This is a genomic window from Klebsiella sp. LTGPAF-6F (assembly GCF_001753185.1).
Lineage (GTDB): Bacteria > Pseudomonadota > Gammaproteobacteria > Enterobacterales > Enterobacteriaceae > Klebsiella > Klebsiella michiganensis.
Genome location: NZ_CP017450.1, coordinates 127,945 through 141,183, shown reverse-complemented (window position 1 = coordinate 141,183; position 13,239 = coordinate 127,945). Strand labels below are relative to the sequence as shown.

Annotated in this window: 12 protein-coding genes; 7 read left to right on the top strand and 5 right to left on the bottom strand. The window is 56.1% G+C overall.

Going from position 1 to position 13,239, the window contains the following annotated elements; all coding sequences use genetic code 11:
* Both argB and argC read right to left on the bottom strand, forming a co-directional pair.
* Positions 1 to 777 (bottom strand): acetylglutamate kinase, encoded by a 777-nt coding sequence (argB, locus tag BJF97_RS00645; RefSeq protein ID WP_088941751.1) that lies wholly within the window; start codon positions 775 to 777, stop codon positions 1 to 3.
* 6 nt (positions 778 to 783) lie between these two features.
* A complete protein-coding gene (argC, locus tag BJF97_RS00640; RefSeq protein ID WP_032693276.1) occupies positions 784 to 1,788 on the bottom strand; it encodes an N-acetyl-gamma-glutamyl-phosphate reductase in 1,005 nt (334 codons plus the stop codon).
* Between the two features lie 184 nt (positions 1,789 to 1,972).
* On the opposite strand from argC, the gene argE reads away from it, so the two are divergent.
* Both argE and ppc read left to right on the top strand, forming a co-directional pair.
* Complete coding sequence (gene argE / locus BJF97_RS00635) at positions 1,973 to 3,124, top strand: acetylornithine deacetylase (RefSeq protein ID WP_014227436.1); 1,152 nt, start codon at positions 1,973 to 1,975, stop codon at positions 3,122 to 3,124.
* A gap of 253 nt (positions 3,125 to 3,377) precedes the next feature.
* Positions 3,378 to 6,029 (top strand): phosphoenolpyruvate carboxylase, encoded by a 2,652-nt coding sequence (ppc, locus tag BJF97_RS00630; protein ID WP_004856030.1) that lies wholly within the window; start codon positions 3,378 to 3,380, stop codon positions 6,027 to 6,029.
* A 93-nt stretch (positions 6,030 to 6,122) separates the two neighbouring features.
* Here ppc and zinT read toward each other — a convergent pair whose 3' ends face one another.
* Positions 6,123 to 6,770: a metal-binding protein ZinT gene (gene zinT, locus BJF97_RS00625; protein WP_032693277.1), complete on the bottom strand. Its 648-nt coding sequence runs from the start codon at positions 6,768 to 6,770 to the stop codon at positions 6,123 to 6,125.
* A gap of 151 nt (positions 6,771 to 6,921) precedes the next feature.
* Between zinT and BJF97_RS00620 the strand changes: the two genes are divergently transcribed.
* The 4 genes from BJF97_RS00620 to BJF97_RS00605 all read left to right on the top strand — a co-directional run bounded on the left by BJF97_RS00620 (position 6,922) and on the right by BJF97_RS00605 (position 10,690).
* Positions 6,922 to 7,785, top strand: a complete 864-nt coding sequence (locus tag BJF97_RS00620; RefSeq protein WP_014227434.1) for an AraC family transcriptional regulator — start codon at positions 6,922 to 6,924, stop codon at positions 7,783 to 7,785.
* Between the two features lie 205 nt (positions 7,786 to 7,990).
* The gene (gene fsa, locus BJF97_RS00615; RefSeq protein WP_004107558.1) at positions 7,991 to 8,653 is read left to right on the top strand and encodes a fructose-6-phosphate aldolase; all 663 of its coding nucleotides are present in this window, start codon (positions 7,991 to 7,993) and stop codon (positions 8,651 to 8,653) included.
* Between the two features lie 55 nt (positions 8,654 to 8,708).
* The gene (gene gldA / locus BJF97_RS00610; RefSeq protein WP_032693278.1) at positions 8,709 to 9,812 is read left to right on the top strand and encodes a bifunctional L-1,2-propanediol dehydrogenase/glycerol dehydrogenase; all 1,104 of its coding nucleotides are present in this window, start codon (positions 8,709 to 8,711) and stop codon (positions 9,810 to 9,812) included.
* A 128-nt stretch (positions 9,813 to 9,940) separates the two neighbouring features.
* Positions 9,941 to 10,690 carry a DeoR/GlpR family DNA-binding transcription regulator gene (locus BJF97_RS00605; RefSeq protein WP_032693279.1) on the top strand — a complete coding sequence of 250 codons (750 nt, stop codon included), beginning with the start codon at positions 9,941 to 9,943 and terminating at the stop codon, positions 10,688 to 10,690.
* A 122-nt stretch (positions 10,691 to 10,812) separates the two neighbouring features.
* On the opposite strand, the gene metF is transcribed toward BJF97_RS00605, so the two are convergent.
* The gene (metF, locus tag BJF97_RS00600; protein WP_032693280.1) at positions 10,813 to 11,700 is read right to left on the bottom strand and encodes a methylenetetrahydrofolate reductase; all 888 of its coding nucleotides are present in this window, start codon (positions 11,698 to 11,700) and stop codon (positions 10,813 to 10,815) included.
* 166 nt (positions 11,701 to 11,866) lie between these two features.
* On the bottom strand, positions 11,867 to 12,772 hold the full coding sequence (locus BJF97_RS00595) for a LysR family transcriptional regulator (protein WP_032693281.1): 906 nt from the start codon (positions 12,770 to 12,772) through the stop codon (positions 11,867 to 11,869).
* 90 nt (positions 12,773 to 12,862) lie between these two features.
* On the opposite strand from BJF97_RS00595, the gene BJF97_RS00590 reads away from it, so the two are divergent.
* Entirely contained in the window at positions 12,863 to 13,234 is a 372-nt protein-coding gene (locus BJF97_RS00590; protein ID WP_004856015.1) for a carboxymuconolactone decarboxylase family protein, read from the top strand.
* The last annotated feature ends 5 nt before the right edge of the window (positions 13,235 to 13,239 follow it).

The window sequence follows — 13,239 nt, the reverse complement described above, 5'->3', positions numbered from 1 at the left end:
TTATGCCAGTATACGCGTGCCGATCGGCGTACCGTTAAACAGCGCAGGGAGCTGCTCCGCGTGGCGCCAGGAGGCGATATCGACCGGGCGGCCTAATGTCCGCGCCGCGTCCAGGGCCGCATTCACTTTGACGATCATGCCGTCGGTGATAATGCCCTGCTCGATCAGCTGTTCAGCCTTCTCGGCGGTCATTTCCGCGATGCGCTGCCCTTTACCATCGAGAATGCCGCTTACGTCAGACAGCAGAATCAGGTCTGCGCCGAGCGTTGCCGCCAGCGCGGTCGCCGCTTGGTCGGCGTTGACGTTCATCAACTCGCCTTCATCGGTGACGCCGATGGAGCTAACGACCGGCATATATCCGCCCGCCAGCAGCGTGTTAATCAGCGCCGGAGAACCCGGCTGAGCGAATCCGACATGACCCAGCTCTTCATCAAGCTGCGTCACTTTGACGCTATCGCCATCGCCAAGGAATAGCCCAACGGCAGCCAGGCCGTGCTTCTTCGCCCACGCCAGCAGCGTTTTGTTGGCGGTTCCCGCCAGCGCGCCGGTAATAATGTCGATCTGATCCGCCGGCGTGACCCGCAGACCGTTTTTCTTGTTCACCGGCAGGTTGAGCTGCTTCATGAGTTCATCCACCACGCAGCCGCCGCCGTGCACAATAATCAGCGGGCGATGATGGGATTCGCGGTAGTTCACCAGTGCCGTAAACAGGCGCTCAAGCGCTTCTTCGCTGTCCAGCAGGACGCCGCCAAGTTTGATAATTAAAGGATTCATCATCACACCTTAAATAAGAGACTGCGTCTCAGCGAAGCCGAAACGAATATTTGCGCACTGCACGGCCTGCGCGGCCGCGCCTTTCAGCAGGTTATCTTCCGCCGCCACCACGATGATATGTTCATCCTGGACCGCAAAACCGATATCACAGAATGGCAGACCCACGACATTTTTCAATGCAGGGACACCTTTATCGTATAAACGTACCAGCGGCTTATCCGCATAGGCCTGCTGGAATACCGCCGCCACCTGCTCTTTGCTCACGCCGGGCTTCAGACGGCAGGTAATGGTTTCCAGAATCCCACGCTTAAAATTGCCCAGATGCGGAGTAAAAATAACGTCCGCGCCCAGGTGGGTTGAAATTTCCGGGTGATGACGGTGGTTGAAAACGCCGTAAGGTTGCAGGCTGACTTCGCAGAAGCTATTGCCGATAGAGGCTTTACGCCCGGCGCCGCTGACCCCGCTGGTCGCGTTGATCACCGGCCACTGGTTAAGATCCAGCAGCCCCGCGTCGATCAGCGGTTTTAACGATAGCTGAGCCGCCGTCGGGTAGCAGCCCGGTACGGCGATCAGATTGGCTTCTTTTAGCTTTTCGACGCTCCACTCGGCCAGGCCGTAAACCGCCTGCTCCAGCAGTGCAGGGTGCTGATGAGTGAAACCGTAATATTTTTCATAGAAGGCGCCGTCATTAACGCGGAACGCCCCGGAGAGATCGAACACGACGCAGCCAGCGGCGAGGAACTGCGGCGCCAGATCATGGCTTACCTCGTGCGCGGTAGCCAGAAAAACGACATCGACTCCGGCGCTAAACTCGCTGATATCGGACATCGGCTGCAGCGGCAGATCGACAATGCCTTTCAGCTGCGGATGCAAATCGGAAACTAATTTTCCCGCATCATTGCTTTGCGCGGAGACCGTCAATGCGGTTATGGTCATATGAGGATGGCGATTTACATAGGCCACTAGCTCTGCGCCGGCATAACCGCTGGCGCCCACAATCAGCGTGTTCAACATTGGGGCTCTTCACCTTCTTGCTTACGTATATTTGCCCTGGAAGACCGTTGCCTTCCCCACCCTGTTGAGCCGTAAGAGCATCATCCTTACATTCGATGGGTTTTCTTACGCTCAACGATAATGTATTTTTATTCACAAATAATGCATGAATATTGATACTATCACGACCCGAGGTGTGTCAACAATGAAAAACAAATTACCGCCCTTTATCGAGATTTACCGCGCGCTGATCGCCACACCTTCCATCAGCGCAACCGAAGAGGCGCTGGATCAAAGCAATGAGTCTTTAATCAATTTACTGGCAGGCTGGTTCCGCGATATCGGCTTTAATGTTGAAGTTCAGCCAGTCCCGGACACGCGTAATAAATTCAACCTGCTGGCCAGCAGCGGCCACGGCGCTGGCGGCCTGCTGCTTGCCGGGCACACCGATACCGTCCCGTTTGATGATGGCCGCTGGACCCGCGACCCTTTTACCCTGACCGAGCACGACAATAAGCTGTACGGTCTCGGCACCGCGGATATGAAAGGCTTCTTCGCTTTTATTCTCGACGCCCTGCGCGACGTTGACGTCACTCAGCTGAAAAAGCCGCTCTATATTCTGGCGACGGCCGATGAAGAGACCAGCATGGCCGGTGCCCGCTACTTCGCCGAGACGACCCAGCTGCGACCGGACTGCGCCATTATCGGCGAGCCCACGTCGCTGCAGCCGATACGCGCGCACAAAGGCCACATGTCCAACGCGGTTCGCATTCAGGGGCAGTCGGGCCACTCCAGCGACCCGGCACGCGGCGTCAACGCGATTGAACTGATGCACGACGCCATTGGCCGCATCATGCAGCTGCGCGACGATTTAAAAGAGCGTTATCACTACGCCGCGTTTACCGTCCCGTATCCCACACTTAACCTCGGGGCAATTCACGGCGGCGATGCCTCCAACCGCATTTGCGCCTGCTGCGAACTGCATATGGATATTCGTCCGCTGCCCGGAATGACGCTCAACGATCTCAACGGGCTCCTTAACGAAGCGCTGGCGCCGGTGAGCGAGCGTTGGCCTGGTCGCCTGACCGTTGCTGAACTGCATCCGCCGATCCCCGGTTACGAATGTCCGCCGGACCATAAGCTGGTTGAGGTCGTCGAAAAACTCCTCGGCGCGCAAACCGACGTGGTCAACTACTGTACCGAAGCGCCGTTTATTCAGACCCTCTGCCCAACGCTGGTGTTAGGCCCGGGCTCTATCAACCAGGCCCACCAGCCGGATGAGTACCTGGAAACGCGCTTTATTAAGCCGACCCGCGAGCTCATCACTCAGGTGGTTCACCATTTTTGCTGGCATTAAATACCCATTCTCTCGTGCGATTTTATCGGCGCGAGAGGGTGACAATTATCACATTTTCATAAGCAACGCTTATCAAGCGACCTCCGAGTTAAATTTCGCAAATTGCCGCCATTTATTCGTTTGCTGAAGCGATTTCGCAACAATTGACGTGGGGGTTTTTACGTGGCTTTATAAAGACGGTTGCTTATCCACTGCTCAAATTATCGAGCGCCGGATATAACAAAATAAAATGAGATGGGGTGTCTGGGGTAACATGAACGAACAATATTCCGCTTTGCGTAGTAATGTCAGTATGCTCGGTAAGGTGCTGGGCGACACCATCAAGGATGCGCTGGGAGAAAACATTCTTGATCGTGTCGAAACTATCCGTAAGTTGTCCAAATCTTCTCGCGCTGGCAATGAAGCCAACCGCCAGGAGCTGCTCACCACGCTGCAAAACTTGTCCAACGACGAGCTGCTGCCGGTGGCGCGCGCCTTTAGCCAGTTTCTGAACCTGGCGAATACCGCTGAGCAATACCACAGCATTTCGCCAAAAGGCGAAGCGGCCAGTAATCCGGAAGTGATTGCCCGCACCCTGAGAAAGCTCAAAGAGCAACCCAATCTCAACGAAACGATTATTAAACAAGCCGTTGAATCCCTGTCGTTGGAGCTGGTGCTGACCGCGCATCCGACCGAAATCACGCGTCGTACGCTGATCCACAAGATGGGCGAGATCAACAGCTGCCTGAAGCAGCTCGATAACAACGACATTGCGGACTATGAACGTCATCAGGTCATGCGCCGTCTGCGCCAGCTGATTGCCCAGTCGTGGCACACCGATGAAATCCGCAAGCATCGCCCTACCCCGGTGGATGAAGCCAAATGGGGCTTCGCGGTTGTCGAAAATAGCCTGTGGGAAGGCGTACCGAACTACCTGCGCGAGCTGAATGAACAGCTGGAAGATAACCTGAACTATCGGCTGCCGGTCGATTTTGTTCCGGTTCGCTTTACGTCCTGGATGGGCGGCGACCGCGACGGCAACCCGAACGTGACCGCCGACATTACCCGCCACGTCCTGCTGCTCAGCCGCTGGAAGGCAACCGATCTGTTCCTGAAAGATGTCCAGCTGCTGATTTCCGAGCTGTCGATGGTTGAGTGCACCGACGAGCTGCGTGAGCTGGCAGGCGCGGAAGGCGCTCAGGAACCCTATCGTTACCTGATGAAAAAACTGCGCACGCAGCTGATGGAGACCCAGGCCTGGCTGGAAGCGCGCTTGAAAGGACAGAAACTGCCGAAACCGGCGGGCCTTATCACGCAAAACGAGCAGCTGTGGGAACCGCTTTACGCCTGTTACCAGTCGCTACAAGCCTGCGGTATGGGCATTATCGCCAACGGCGAGCTGCTCGATACTCTGCGCCGCGTAAAAGCCTTTGGCGTACCGCTGGTGCGTATCGATATCCGTCAGGAAAGCACCCGCCACACCGAAGCGCTGGGCGAAATGACCCGCTATCTTGGCATCGGCGACTATGAAAGCTGGTCAGAAGCCGATAAACAGGCCTTCCTGATCCGCGAACTGAACTCCAAGCGTCCTCTGCTGCCGCGCCAGTGGGAGCCAAGCGAAGAAACGCGCGAAGTGCTCGAGACGTGCAAAGTCATCTCCGAAGCGCCGCGCGGCTCTATTGCGGCCTACGTGATTTCGATGGCCAAAACGCCGTCAGACGTCCTGGCCGTGCATCTGCTGTTGAAAGAGGCCGGCATCGGCTTCGCGCTGCCGGTCGCCCCGCTGTTCGAAACGCTGGACGACCTGAATAACGCCGACGACGTTATGACCCAGCTGCTGAATATCGACTGGTATCGCGGCTTTATCCAGGGCAAGCAGATGGTCATGATCGGCTATTCCGACTCGGCGAAAGATGCGGGCGTGATGGCCGCCTCCTGGGCGCAGTATCAGGCGCAGGACGCGTTAATTAAGACCTGTGAAAAAGCCGGCATTGAGCTGACGCTGTTCCACGGTCGCGGCGGTTCTATCGGCCGCGGCGGCGCGCCGGCGCACGCGGCCCTGCTCTCTCAGCCTCCGGGAAGCCTGAAAGGCGGCCTGCGCGTTACCGAACAGGGCGAGATGATCCGCTTTAAATACGGCCTGCCGGAAGTCACCATCAGCAGCCTGTCGCTCTACACCAGCGCGATTCTGGAAGCCAACCTGCTGCCGCCGCCGGAGCCAAAAGCGCAATGGCGCGACATCATGGCCGAGCTGTCCGACGTCTCCTGCGAGATGTATCGCGGCTACGTGCGTGAAAATAAAGATTTTGTTCCTTACTTCCGTTCCGCAACGCCGGAGCAGGAGCTGGGCAAACTGCCGCTGGGCTCGCGTCCGGCCAAACGTCGCCCGACCGGCGGCGTCGAGTCGCTGCGCGCCATTCCGTGGATCTTTGCGTGGACGCAAAACCGCCTGATGCTGCCAGCCTGGCTGGGCGCCGGCGCCGCGCTGCAAAAAGTCGTTGAAGGCGGCAAGCAGAGCGAGCTGGAAAGCATGTGCCGCGACTGGCCGTTCTTCTCTACCCGCCTCGGCATGCTGGAAATGGTCTACTCAAAAGCCGACCTGTGGCTGGCGGAATATTACGATCAGCGTCTGGTGAAACCGGAACTGTGGAAGCTGGGCGAAGAGCTGCGTGAACTGCTGTCCGCCGATATCAACGTGGTACTGGCAATCGCCAACGACTCCCACCTGATGGCCGACCTGCCGTGGATCGCGGAGTCCATCCAGCTACGTAATATCTATACCGACCCGCTGAACGTGCTCCAGGCCGAGCTGCTCCATCGTTCACGTCTGGCGGAAGAGAAAGGTGAAAAACCGGACCCGCGCGTTGAGCAAGCGCTGATGGTCACCATCGCAGGCGTTGCGGCAGGCATGCGTAACACCGGCTAGTTCGCCTTGAGAAACCTGTAGCCCGGCTAAGCGTAGCGCGAGCCGGGTTAAAAACCATAGCTCCGGTAAGCATCGCGTTTACCGGAGCTTTTTTTAGTGGTGCAGCATTTCGTCGACAATCTGCTCTTTATGCAGGGCATAAGGATAGTAGGTTGGCCAGTTATCCATCTCTTTCAGCAGCGCTTCCTGGGACTCATTGCCCATAAAGATATGGAAATGTTGGGACTTGCGCGGCGCGATGGTGTGATCGCTAAACTGAACAAACTTCGGCGCTTTTGAATCCGCCTGCTGGCATTCGAACAAGTAGCGCACGCCTTTTTTACCGGATGCGTAGGTCAGGATTTTGTAGCCGGAATAGGCGTACCGGCAGGCGTTGACGGTTTTCCCGACGTGAAACTCCATGACGTTATCTTCGATACCAATCTGCTCCACATCGGTAGCGTAGCCCTTCTTATAATACTCCCGATATTCCGCCACGCTTTTACCGGCTTTTTTGGCCTTCTGCTCCAGCACGGCATCTAAATCGCCGTTCAGCAGATAGGGATTAACCGACTGCCAGATACCCTCCCAGTCGCTCAGCGCCCTGTCCTTTACGTCCTGGTCGGCAAAAATGCCTTCACTCGCCTTCTGCTCCGCTTCGGTCAGCGCCGGGCCATGGCTATGGTGGCCGTGGGCAACCGCCTGACTGTTCGCCAGTACCAGGCTAATACCAAGCATAAGTGCGGAAATCTTTCGGGTCATCACTCTCTCCTGAGTTAAGGTTTGCAATAATATGTTACGATATAACATATCAATCAAATCTTACAACTCTCTTCGCAGAAAAATCGCGCGGCTTTTCCCTCTGCCAGTTTGTTAGGTATGATGAAACGGGATCGCGCAACGCGGAGAGAGAATGGATAGCGACATTAATCAGGCCATTGATTCTTTTATTAAAGGCCCGGCGGTAATCGGCAAAGTCCACTTTTCCACAGAATCCAGGCCGGCTTCTGAGAAAGCGCTAAGCGTCGATTTTCCGCGCCTCGAAATCATGCTTGCGGGCCAGCTTCGCGATCCGGCGATTAAGGCCGACCAGGCGCAGCTGACGCCGCACGATGTGCTGTACGTCCCCGCAGGCGGATGGAATGACCCGCAGTGGCTGATGCCCTCCACGCTGTTAACTGTCTTGTTTGGTAAGCAGCAGCTGGAATTCGTCCTACGCCACTGGGACGGCAGCGCGCTTAACGTGCTGGATAAACAGCAGGTTCCTCGCCGCGGCCCCCGGGTTGGATCGTTTCTGCTGCAGGCGCTGAATGAAATGCAGATGCAGCCGCAGGAACAGCACACGGCCCGCTGTATTGTCACCAGCCTGCTCAGCCACTGTGCCGATCTGCTGGGCAGCCAGGTACAAACGTCATCGCGCAGCCAGGCGCTTTTTGAAGCGATTCGTAAACATATTGATACCCATTTTGCCGACCCGTTAACCCGCGAGTCGGTGGCGCAGGCGTTTTATCTCTCACCAAACTATCTTTCCCATTTGTTCCAGAAATGCGGGCCAATGGGCTTTAACGAATACCTGAATCACATCCGTCTGGAGCAGGCCAGAATGCTGTTAAAAGGCCACGATATGAAAGTGAAAGATATCGCCCACGCCTGTGGTTTCGCCGACAGCAACTACTTCTGCCGCCTGTTTCGCAAAAACACCGAGCGCTCGCCGTCGGAGTATCGCCGTCAGTATCACAGCCAGCTGACGGAAAAAACGGCTTCGCTAAAAAACTAGATTTTTGTGTGTTAAACCTGACTTTTGTGCGTTCTTGTTTTCCCATTTTAATCCGGGTTGCGGGATAAATGTGATCTAAATCATCCTTAACCGCAATGCGTACATTTATCCAGTTTTTGGCAAATTTGTCATCTGGCGACCCTTCGCGTGAAAGCCGTATTCTTTCCTCAACGACACTACCGTATTAAGCATTGAGGAAAGCATCATGGAACTCTATCTGGACACCGCAAACGTAGCAGAAGTTGAACGCCTGGCGCGCATCTACCCGCTGGCAGGCGTGACCACCAACCCGAGCATTATCGCAGCCGGTAAAACGCCGGTTTGGGATGTTCTTCCGCGCCTGCAAAAAGCCGTCGGTCCGGAAGGTATTCTGTTCGCCCAGACCATGAGCCGCGACGCGCAGGGCATGGTGGAAGAAGCCAAACGCCTGAGCAACGCCGTCCCCGGTATCGTGGTAAAAATTCCGGTCACCGCCGAAGGCCTTGCCGCTATCAAGCTGTTGAAAAAAGAAGGTATCCCCACGCTGGGTACAGCGGTATACAGCGCATCTCAGGGCCTGCTGGCCGCGCTGGCCGGGGCAAAATATGTGGCGCCGTACGTCAACCGCGTCGACGCCCAGGGCGGTGACGGCATCCGCATGGTCCAGGAGCTACAGTCCCTGCTGGAGCTGCATGCGCCGGAAAGCAAAGTGCTGGCCGCCAGCTTTAAGACGCCGCGCCAGGCGCTGGATTGCCTGTTAGCAGGCTGCGAAGCGATCACCCTTCCGTTAGATGTAGCGCAACAAATGCTCGGTACCCCTGCGGTAGAGTCAGCTATTGAGAAGTTTGAGCAGGACTGGAATAACGCCTTTGGAACGCTAAACCTGTAACCCGATCGGCGAGCTGCCCAGAGGGTGGCATCACGGTCATCCAGGAGGAATAGAAATGGATCGCATTATTCAATCACCCGGTAAGTACATTCAGGGCGCGGACGTCATTACCCGCCTTGGTGGATACCTAAAGCCGCTGGCAGAACGCTGGCTCATCGTGGGCGATAAATTCGTACTCGGTTTTGCCGAAGAAAAACTGCGTAAAAGCCTGGCGGATGCGGGGCTGGCTGGCGAAATCGCACCGTTTGGCGGCGAATGCTCACATAACGAAATCAACCGCTTGCGTGATATTGCCGGTTCCGCCCGCTGCACCGCCGTGCTGGGTATCGGCGGCGGCAAGACGCTGGATACCGCAAAAGCATTAGCACACTTTATGAATCTGCCGGTGGTTATTGCCCCGACGATTGCCTCCACCGACGCGCCGTGCAGCGCGCTCTCGGTCATCTATACCGATGACGGCGAGTTTGATAGCTACCTGATGCTGCCGCGCAACCCGAACATGGTCATTGTCGATACGCAAATCGTTGCTGGCGCCCCGGCGCGCCTGCTGGCAGCCGGTATCGGTGATGCGCTGGCGACCTGGTTTGAAGCGCGTGCCTGCTCCCGCAGCGGCGCGACCACCATGGCGGGCGGAAAATGCACCCAGGCGGCGCTGGCGCTGGCTGAACTGTGCTACAACACGCTGGTTGAAGAGGGCGAAAAAGCGATGCTGGCGACGGAGCAGCACGTGGTGACGCCGGCGCTGGAACGGGTGATTGAAGCCAACACCTATCTGAGCGGCGTCGGCTTTGAAAGCGGCGGCCTGGCGGCTGCGCACGCTATCCATAACGGTCTAACCGCTATTCCGGACGCTCACCACTACTATCATGGTGAAAAAGTGGCTTTCGGTACGCTTACGCAGCTGGTACTGGAAAACGCGCCGGTGGAAGAGATCGAAACCGTAGCGGCGCTGTGCCATAGCGTCGGGCTGCCTATCACCCTGGCGCAGCTGGATATTAAAGTCGATATCCCGGGCAAAATGCGTACCGTGGCGGAAGCCGCCTGCGCGGAAGGTGAAACCATCCACAATATGCCCGGCGGCGCGACGCCGGATCAGGTCTATGCCGCGCTTCTGGTGGCCGACCAGTACGGTCAACGCTTCCTGCAAGAGTGGGAATAACCCCTCGCGACATACCCGCCAGCAGGCGGGTATGTTCTTTTCGCCCGCCATTGCCCGCCAAAACGATGTATTTTATAGTGCGATTTTCCTTTGGGTGAATCGTAGATATGCAGTCATCAAATCGAAGAATGAGCATTTACGCCATTTTGCAACAGGACAAAAAAGTCGTCGTCAATGACCTCGCCGAAAAGTTCGGCGTCACCAAAATGACCATCCGTCGCGATCTCTCTTTCTTTGAAAAACAAGGCATTGTAAAAACAACCTACGGTGGAGCCTACTTAACCCGCGGCGCCAGCGTCGAGCCCGGCTTTCAGCTGCAATCGATACAAATAGCCGATGATAAGCACCTGATTGGCCAGAAAGCCGCCGAGCAGGTTGAAGATGGAGACACGATTATTATCGACTGCGGCACCACGCCGCTGGCGCTCGCTCATTTTATTTTCGATAAGAAAATCATGGTGATAACCAACTCCATTCCGGTGGTTAATCTCCTGAAAGGAAGAAAAAATATCAAGTTGATCGTCGCGCCCGGTGAATATGAAGACGCCAGCCAGGGAATGGTCTCTTTCAGTACCGCCGACTTCTTTCGTCATATCCACGCCGACAAAGTCTTCCTCAGCACTCAGGGCGTCAACGATCTTGGAGAGCTGACGGTTCCTGAAATGACCAATGCCCACGTCAAACAAGCGCTGATGCGCGCCGGGCGGCAAAAAATCCTGCTGGCGGACAGCAGTAAATTTGGTCAAACGTTCCTTGCAGGCCATGCCCGCCTGGCAGACCTTGACCTCGTTATCAGCCAGACCGGCCTCTCCCCCGATATCCTCTCTCTGATGCAAACGCAAAACGTACCGCTGCTGCTGGCGGATAGTCACCTCTGATGGCGCAGGTGCCCCGTTTTACCGCCCGTAAAGATGTTTTAAGGAAATAACCAGAACAAGCGGCGCCGAAGATGTTTTGACGCCGCAGAGAGAAGAGAAGGACGGGGAAATCTGAAGCCTGCTTACGCCGGGCGCACGCCTAAAGTGTGGCAAATCGCGTAGCTCATTTCCGCGCGGTTCAGGGTATAGAAATGGAAATCCTTCACCCCTTCGCGGCTGAGAATCTTCACCATATCCATGGCGATGTTCGCCCCCACCAGCTGGCGGGTTTCGGCGTCATTGTCCAGACCTTCGAACATTTTCGCCATCCACGTCGGGATACGCACGTTGGTCATATCGGCAAACTTTTTCGCCTGCTTAAAGTTAGAGACCGGCAGAATACCCGGAATGATTTCGACATCGATACCCGCCGAGACGCAGCGGTCGCGAAAACGCAGGTAGCTTTCAACATCAAAGAAAAACTGGGTAATCGCGCGATTTGCTCCGGCCTCGACCTTACGTTTCAGGTTAAGCAGATCGGCCTGCGCGCTTTTGGCTTCCGGATGGACTTCCGGATAAGCCGCAACGGAAATATCAAAGTCCCCGACCTCTTTCAGCAGAGTCACCAGGTCGGCCGCGTACATATCCGGCTTACCGCTGCCAGGCGGCAGGTCGCCACGCAGCGCAACGATATGGCGAATTCCGCTATCCCAGTAATCTTTAGCAATGGTACGCAGCTCATCGCGGCTGGCATCGATACAGGTCAGATGCGGGGCGGCTTCCAGACCGGTACGCTCTTTAATACCTTTGATAATGCTATGGGTGCGGTCACGTTCACCGGAGTTAGCGCCGTAGGTCACGGAGACAAACTTCGGCTTCAGGCTGCTCAGGCGATCGATGGATTTCCAGAGGGTTTGCTCCATTTCACTGGTACGCGGCGGAAAGAATTCAAAGGAGACGTTAATCTGGCCCTGCACTTCCGCCAGGCTCTGATTCAGGGCTTCCCGCTGATTGGCGTGAAAAAAGCTCATACCTTACCTCATCAATCGCATTTTATTGTTTGTTGTGTCGCGAACTTCTATACGTTTAGACGTCCAGATGTAAAAATGACGGAAAAGGGCATCCGCGTCAATAGAAAAATCAGCGTAAACAGTGAGGAATATTCAGCCAGGATGAAATTAATTCATCTCTTTTTCGCTAAGACAATGATTTTTCAACGACTGCTGTTACCCTTTCCCGGACCCTCTCATTTGCGCGCAACGTCACCATTCCCAGCCTAAGCGGAAGCTGCTGGCTGGCATCCTGCAAAGGACAAAAGACGACCCCCTGCCGCTGAATCGCGGAAAAAGAGGCCGGCAGGAGGATCAGGCCTTCTCCGCGCGCAATCCGCGCCAGCAGAACATCATGCTCGGCAGGCTCCTCCACGTAGGTGGGCACATAGCCTGCCCGGTCAAAAATACGTCGCGTATAGTCAAAGAAATCGGGATTACGCTCGCGTTTAAACCAGAACAGCGGCCGATGATTGAGTGCGCTTAACGTCAGCTCCGCCCTGGCGGCCTCCGGCCAGGATGCGGGTAGCGCCGCGATAAGCGGCTCCTGGTAAGACAAAGGATGCAGGTGAAGCCCCTCGGTATTCAGCGGCAGCGCCACCAGTGCCGCATCGAGCTTGCCCTTTCGCACCAGTTGGGCCAACGCCGGTGATGACTGACGAGTGATGTGCAACGCGCTGGTGTACTCACCCAGAGCGGATTCCGCGGCGGCGAAAATGCCTTGCTCAAAGGCGGTGGTCAACCCCAGACGCAGAGGCTGCTGCGCGGGCGCAGAGAGCTGGCTCAACGCCGCCAGGGTGCGATCCTGAAGCGCCAGTAGAGGCCGAATGATATCCAGCACCCGTCTTCCCTCGTCGGTAAGGATCAGACCTTTGGTATGCCGCAAGAATAGCGTTACCCCCAGCTGCGTTTCCAGATGGCGAATATGACGGCTCAGCGGCGGCTGCGAAATAAATAGCCGCTGCGCGGCCCGGCTGATGTTATTTTCCTCCGCCACCACCGCAAAGTAGCGCAGCAGGCGAATATCCAGAGTGTGTAAACGTGAATTTGTCATACTGAAAAGGTATCACGAAAAGGGTATTACTCAAGTCAGGAAAACTTCCCTAACCTTCCTCATTACGCATCATCACACTGAGGAAAAGCCATGACCAGCGAACGTTATACCATCGGACGAGAAATGCTACAGCGCGTGGACGGCAAAGGCGGCGACGCCGTCGTCAACAGCCTGAAGGATATCGCCCCCGATTTTGCCCGCTATCTGATTGAGTTCCCCTTCGGCGATATTTACGCCAGGCCAGGACTCGATTTACGCAGCCGTGAAATTGCCACTATCGCCGCGCTCACGGCGCTCGGTAACGCCGCGCCGCAGCTAAAAGTGCATATTGCCGCCGGGTTAAATGTCGGGCTGACGCAGGAAGAGATTACGGAAGTGATCATGCAGATGGCGGTCTATGCCGGATTCCCGGCGGCCCTGAATGGCCTGTTTGCCGCCAAAGAAGTCTTCGCGGCGCACTAAGGTAA

What these genes read in the sequence shown, in the direction of transcription:
- zinT (WP_032693277.1), bottom strand. Translation starts at nt 6,770, where the DNA reads ATGACCCGAAAGATTTCCGCACTTATGCTTGGTATTAGCCTGGTACTG.
- BJF97_RS00590 (WP_004856015.1), top strand. Translation starts at nt 12,863, where the DNA reads ATGACCAGCGAACGTTATACCATCGGACGAGAAATGCTACAGCGCGTG.
- metF (WP_032693280.1), bottom strand. Translation starts at nt 11,700, where the DNA reads ATGAGCTTTTTTCACGCCAATCAGCGGGAAGCCCTGAATCAGAGCCTG.
- BJF97_RS00620 (WP_014227434.1), top strand. Translation starts at nt 6,922, where the DNA reads ATGGATAGCGACATTAATCAGGCCATTGATTCTTTTATTAAAGGCCCG.
- gldA (WP_032693278.1), top strand. Translation starts at nt 8,709, where the DNA reads ATGGATCGCATTATTCAATCACCCGGTAAGTACATTCAGGGCGCGGAC.
- argC (WP_032693276.1), bottom strand. Translation starts at nt 1,788, where the DNA reads ATGTTGAACACGCTGATTGTGGGCGCCAGCGGTTATGCCGGCGCAGAG.
- BJF97_RS00595 (WP_032693281.1), bottom strand. Translation starts at nt 12,772, where the DNA reads ATGACAAATTCACGTTTACACACTCTGGATATTCGCCTGCTGCGCTAC.
- argE (WP_014227436.1), top strand. Translation starts at nt 1,973, where the DNA reads ATGAAAAACAAATTACCGCCCTTTATCGAGATTTACCGCGCGCTGATC.
- argB (WP_088941751.1), bottom strand. Translation starts at nt 777, where the DNA reads ATGATGAATCCTTTAATTATCAAACTTGGCGGCGTCCTGCTGGACAGC.
- fsa (WP_004107558.1), top strand. Translation starts at nt 7,991, where the DNA reads ATGGAACTCTATCTGGACACCGCAAACGTAGCAGAAGTTGAACGCCTG.
- BJF97_RS00605 (WP_032693279.1), top strand. Translation starts at nt 9,941, where the DNA reads ATGAGCATTTACGCCATTTTGCAACAGGACAAAAAAGTCGTCGTCAAT.
- ppc (WP_004856030.1), top strand. Translation starts at nt 3,378, where the DNA reads ATGAACGAACAATATTCCGCTTTGCGTAGTAATGTCAGTATGCTCGGT.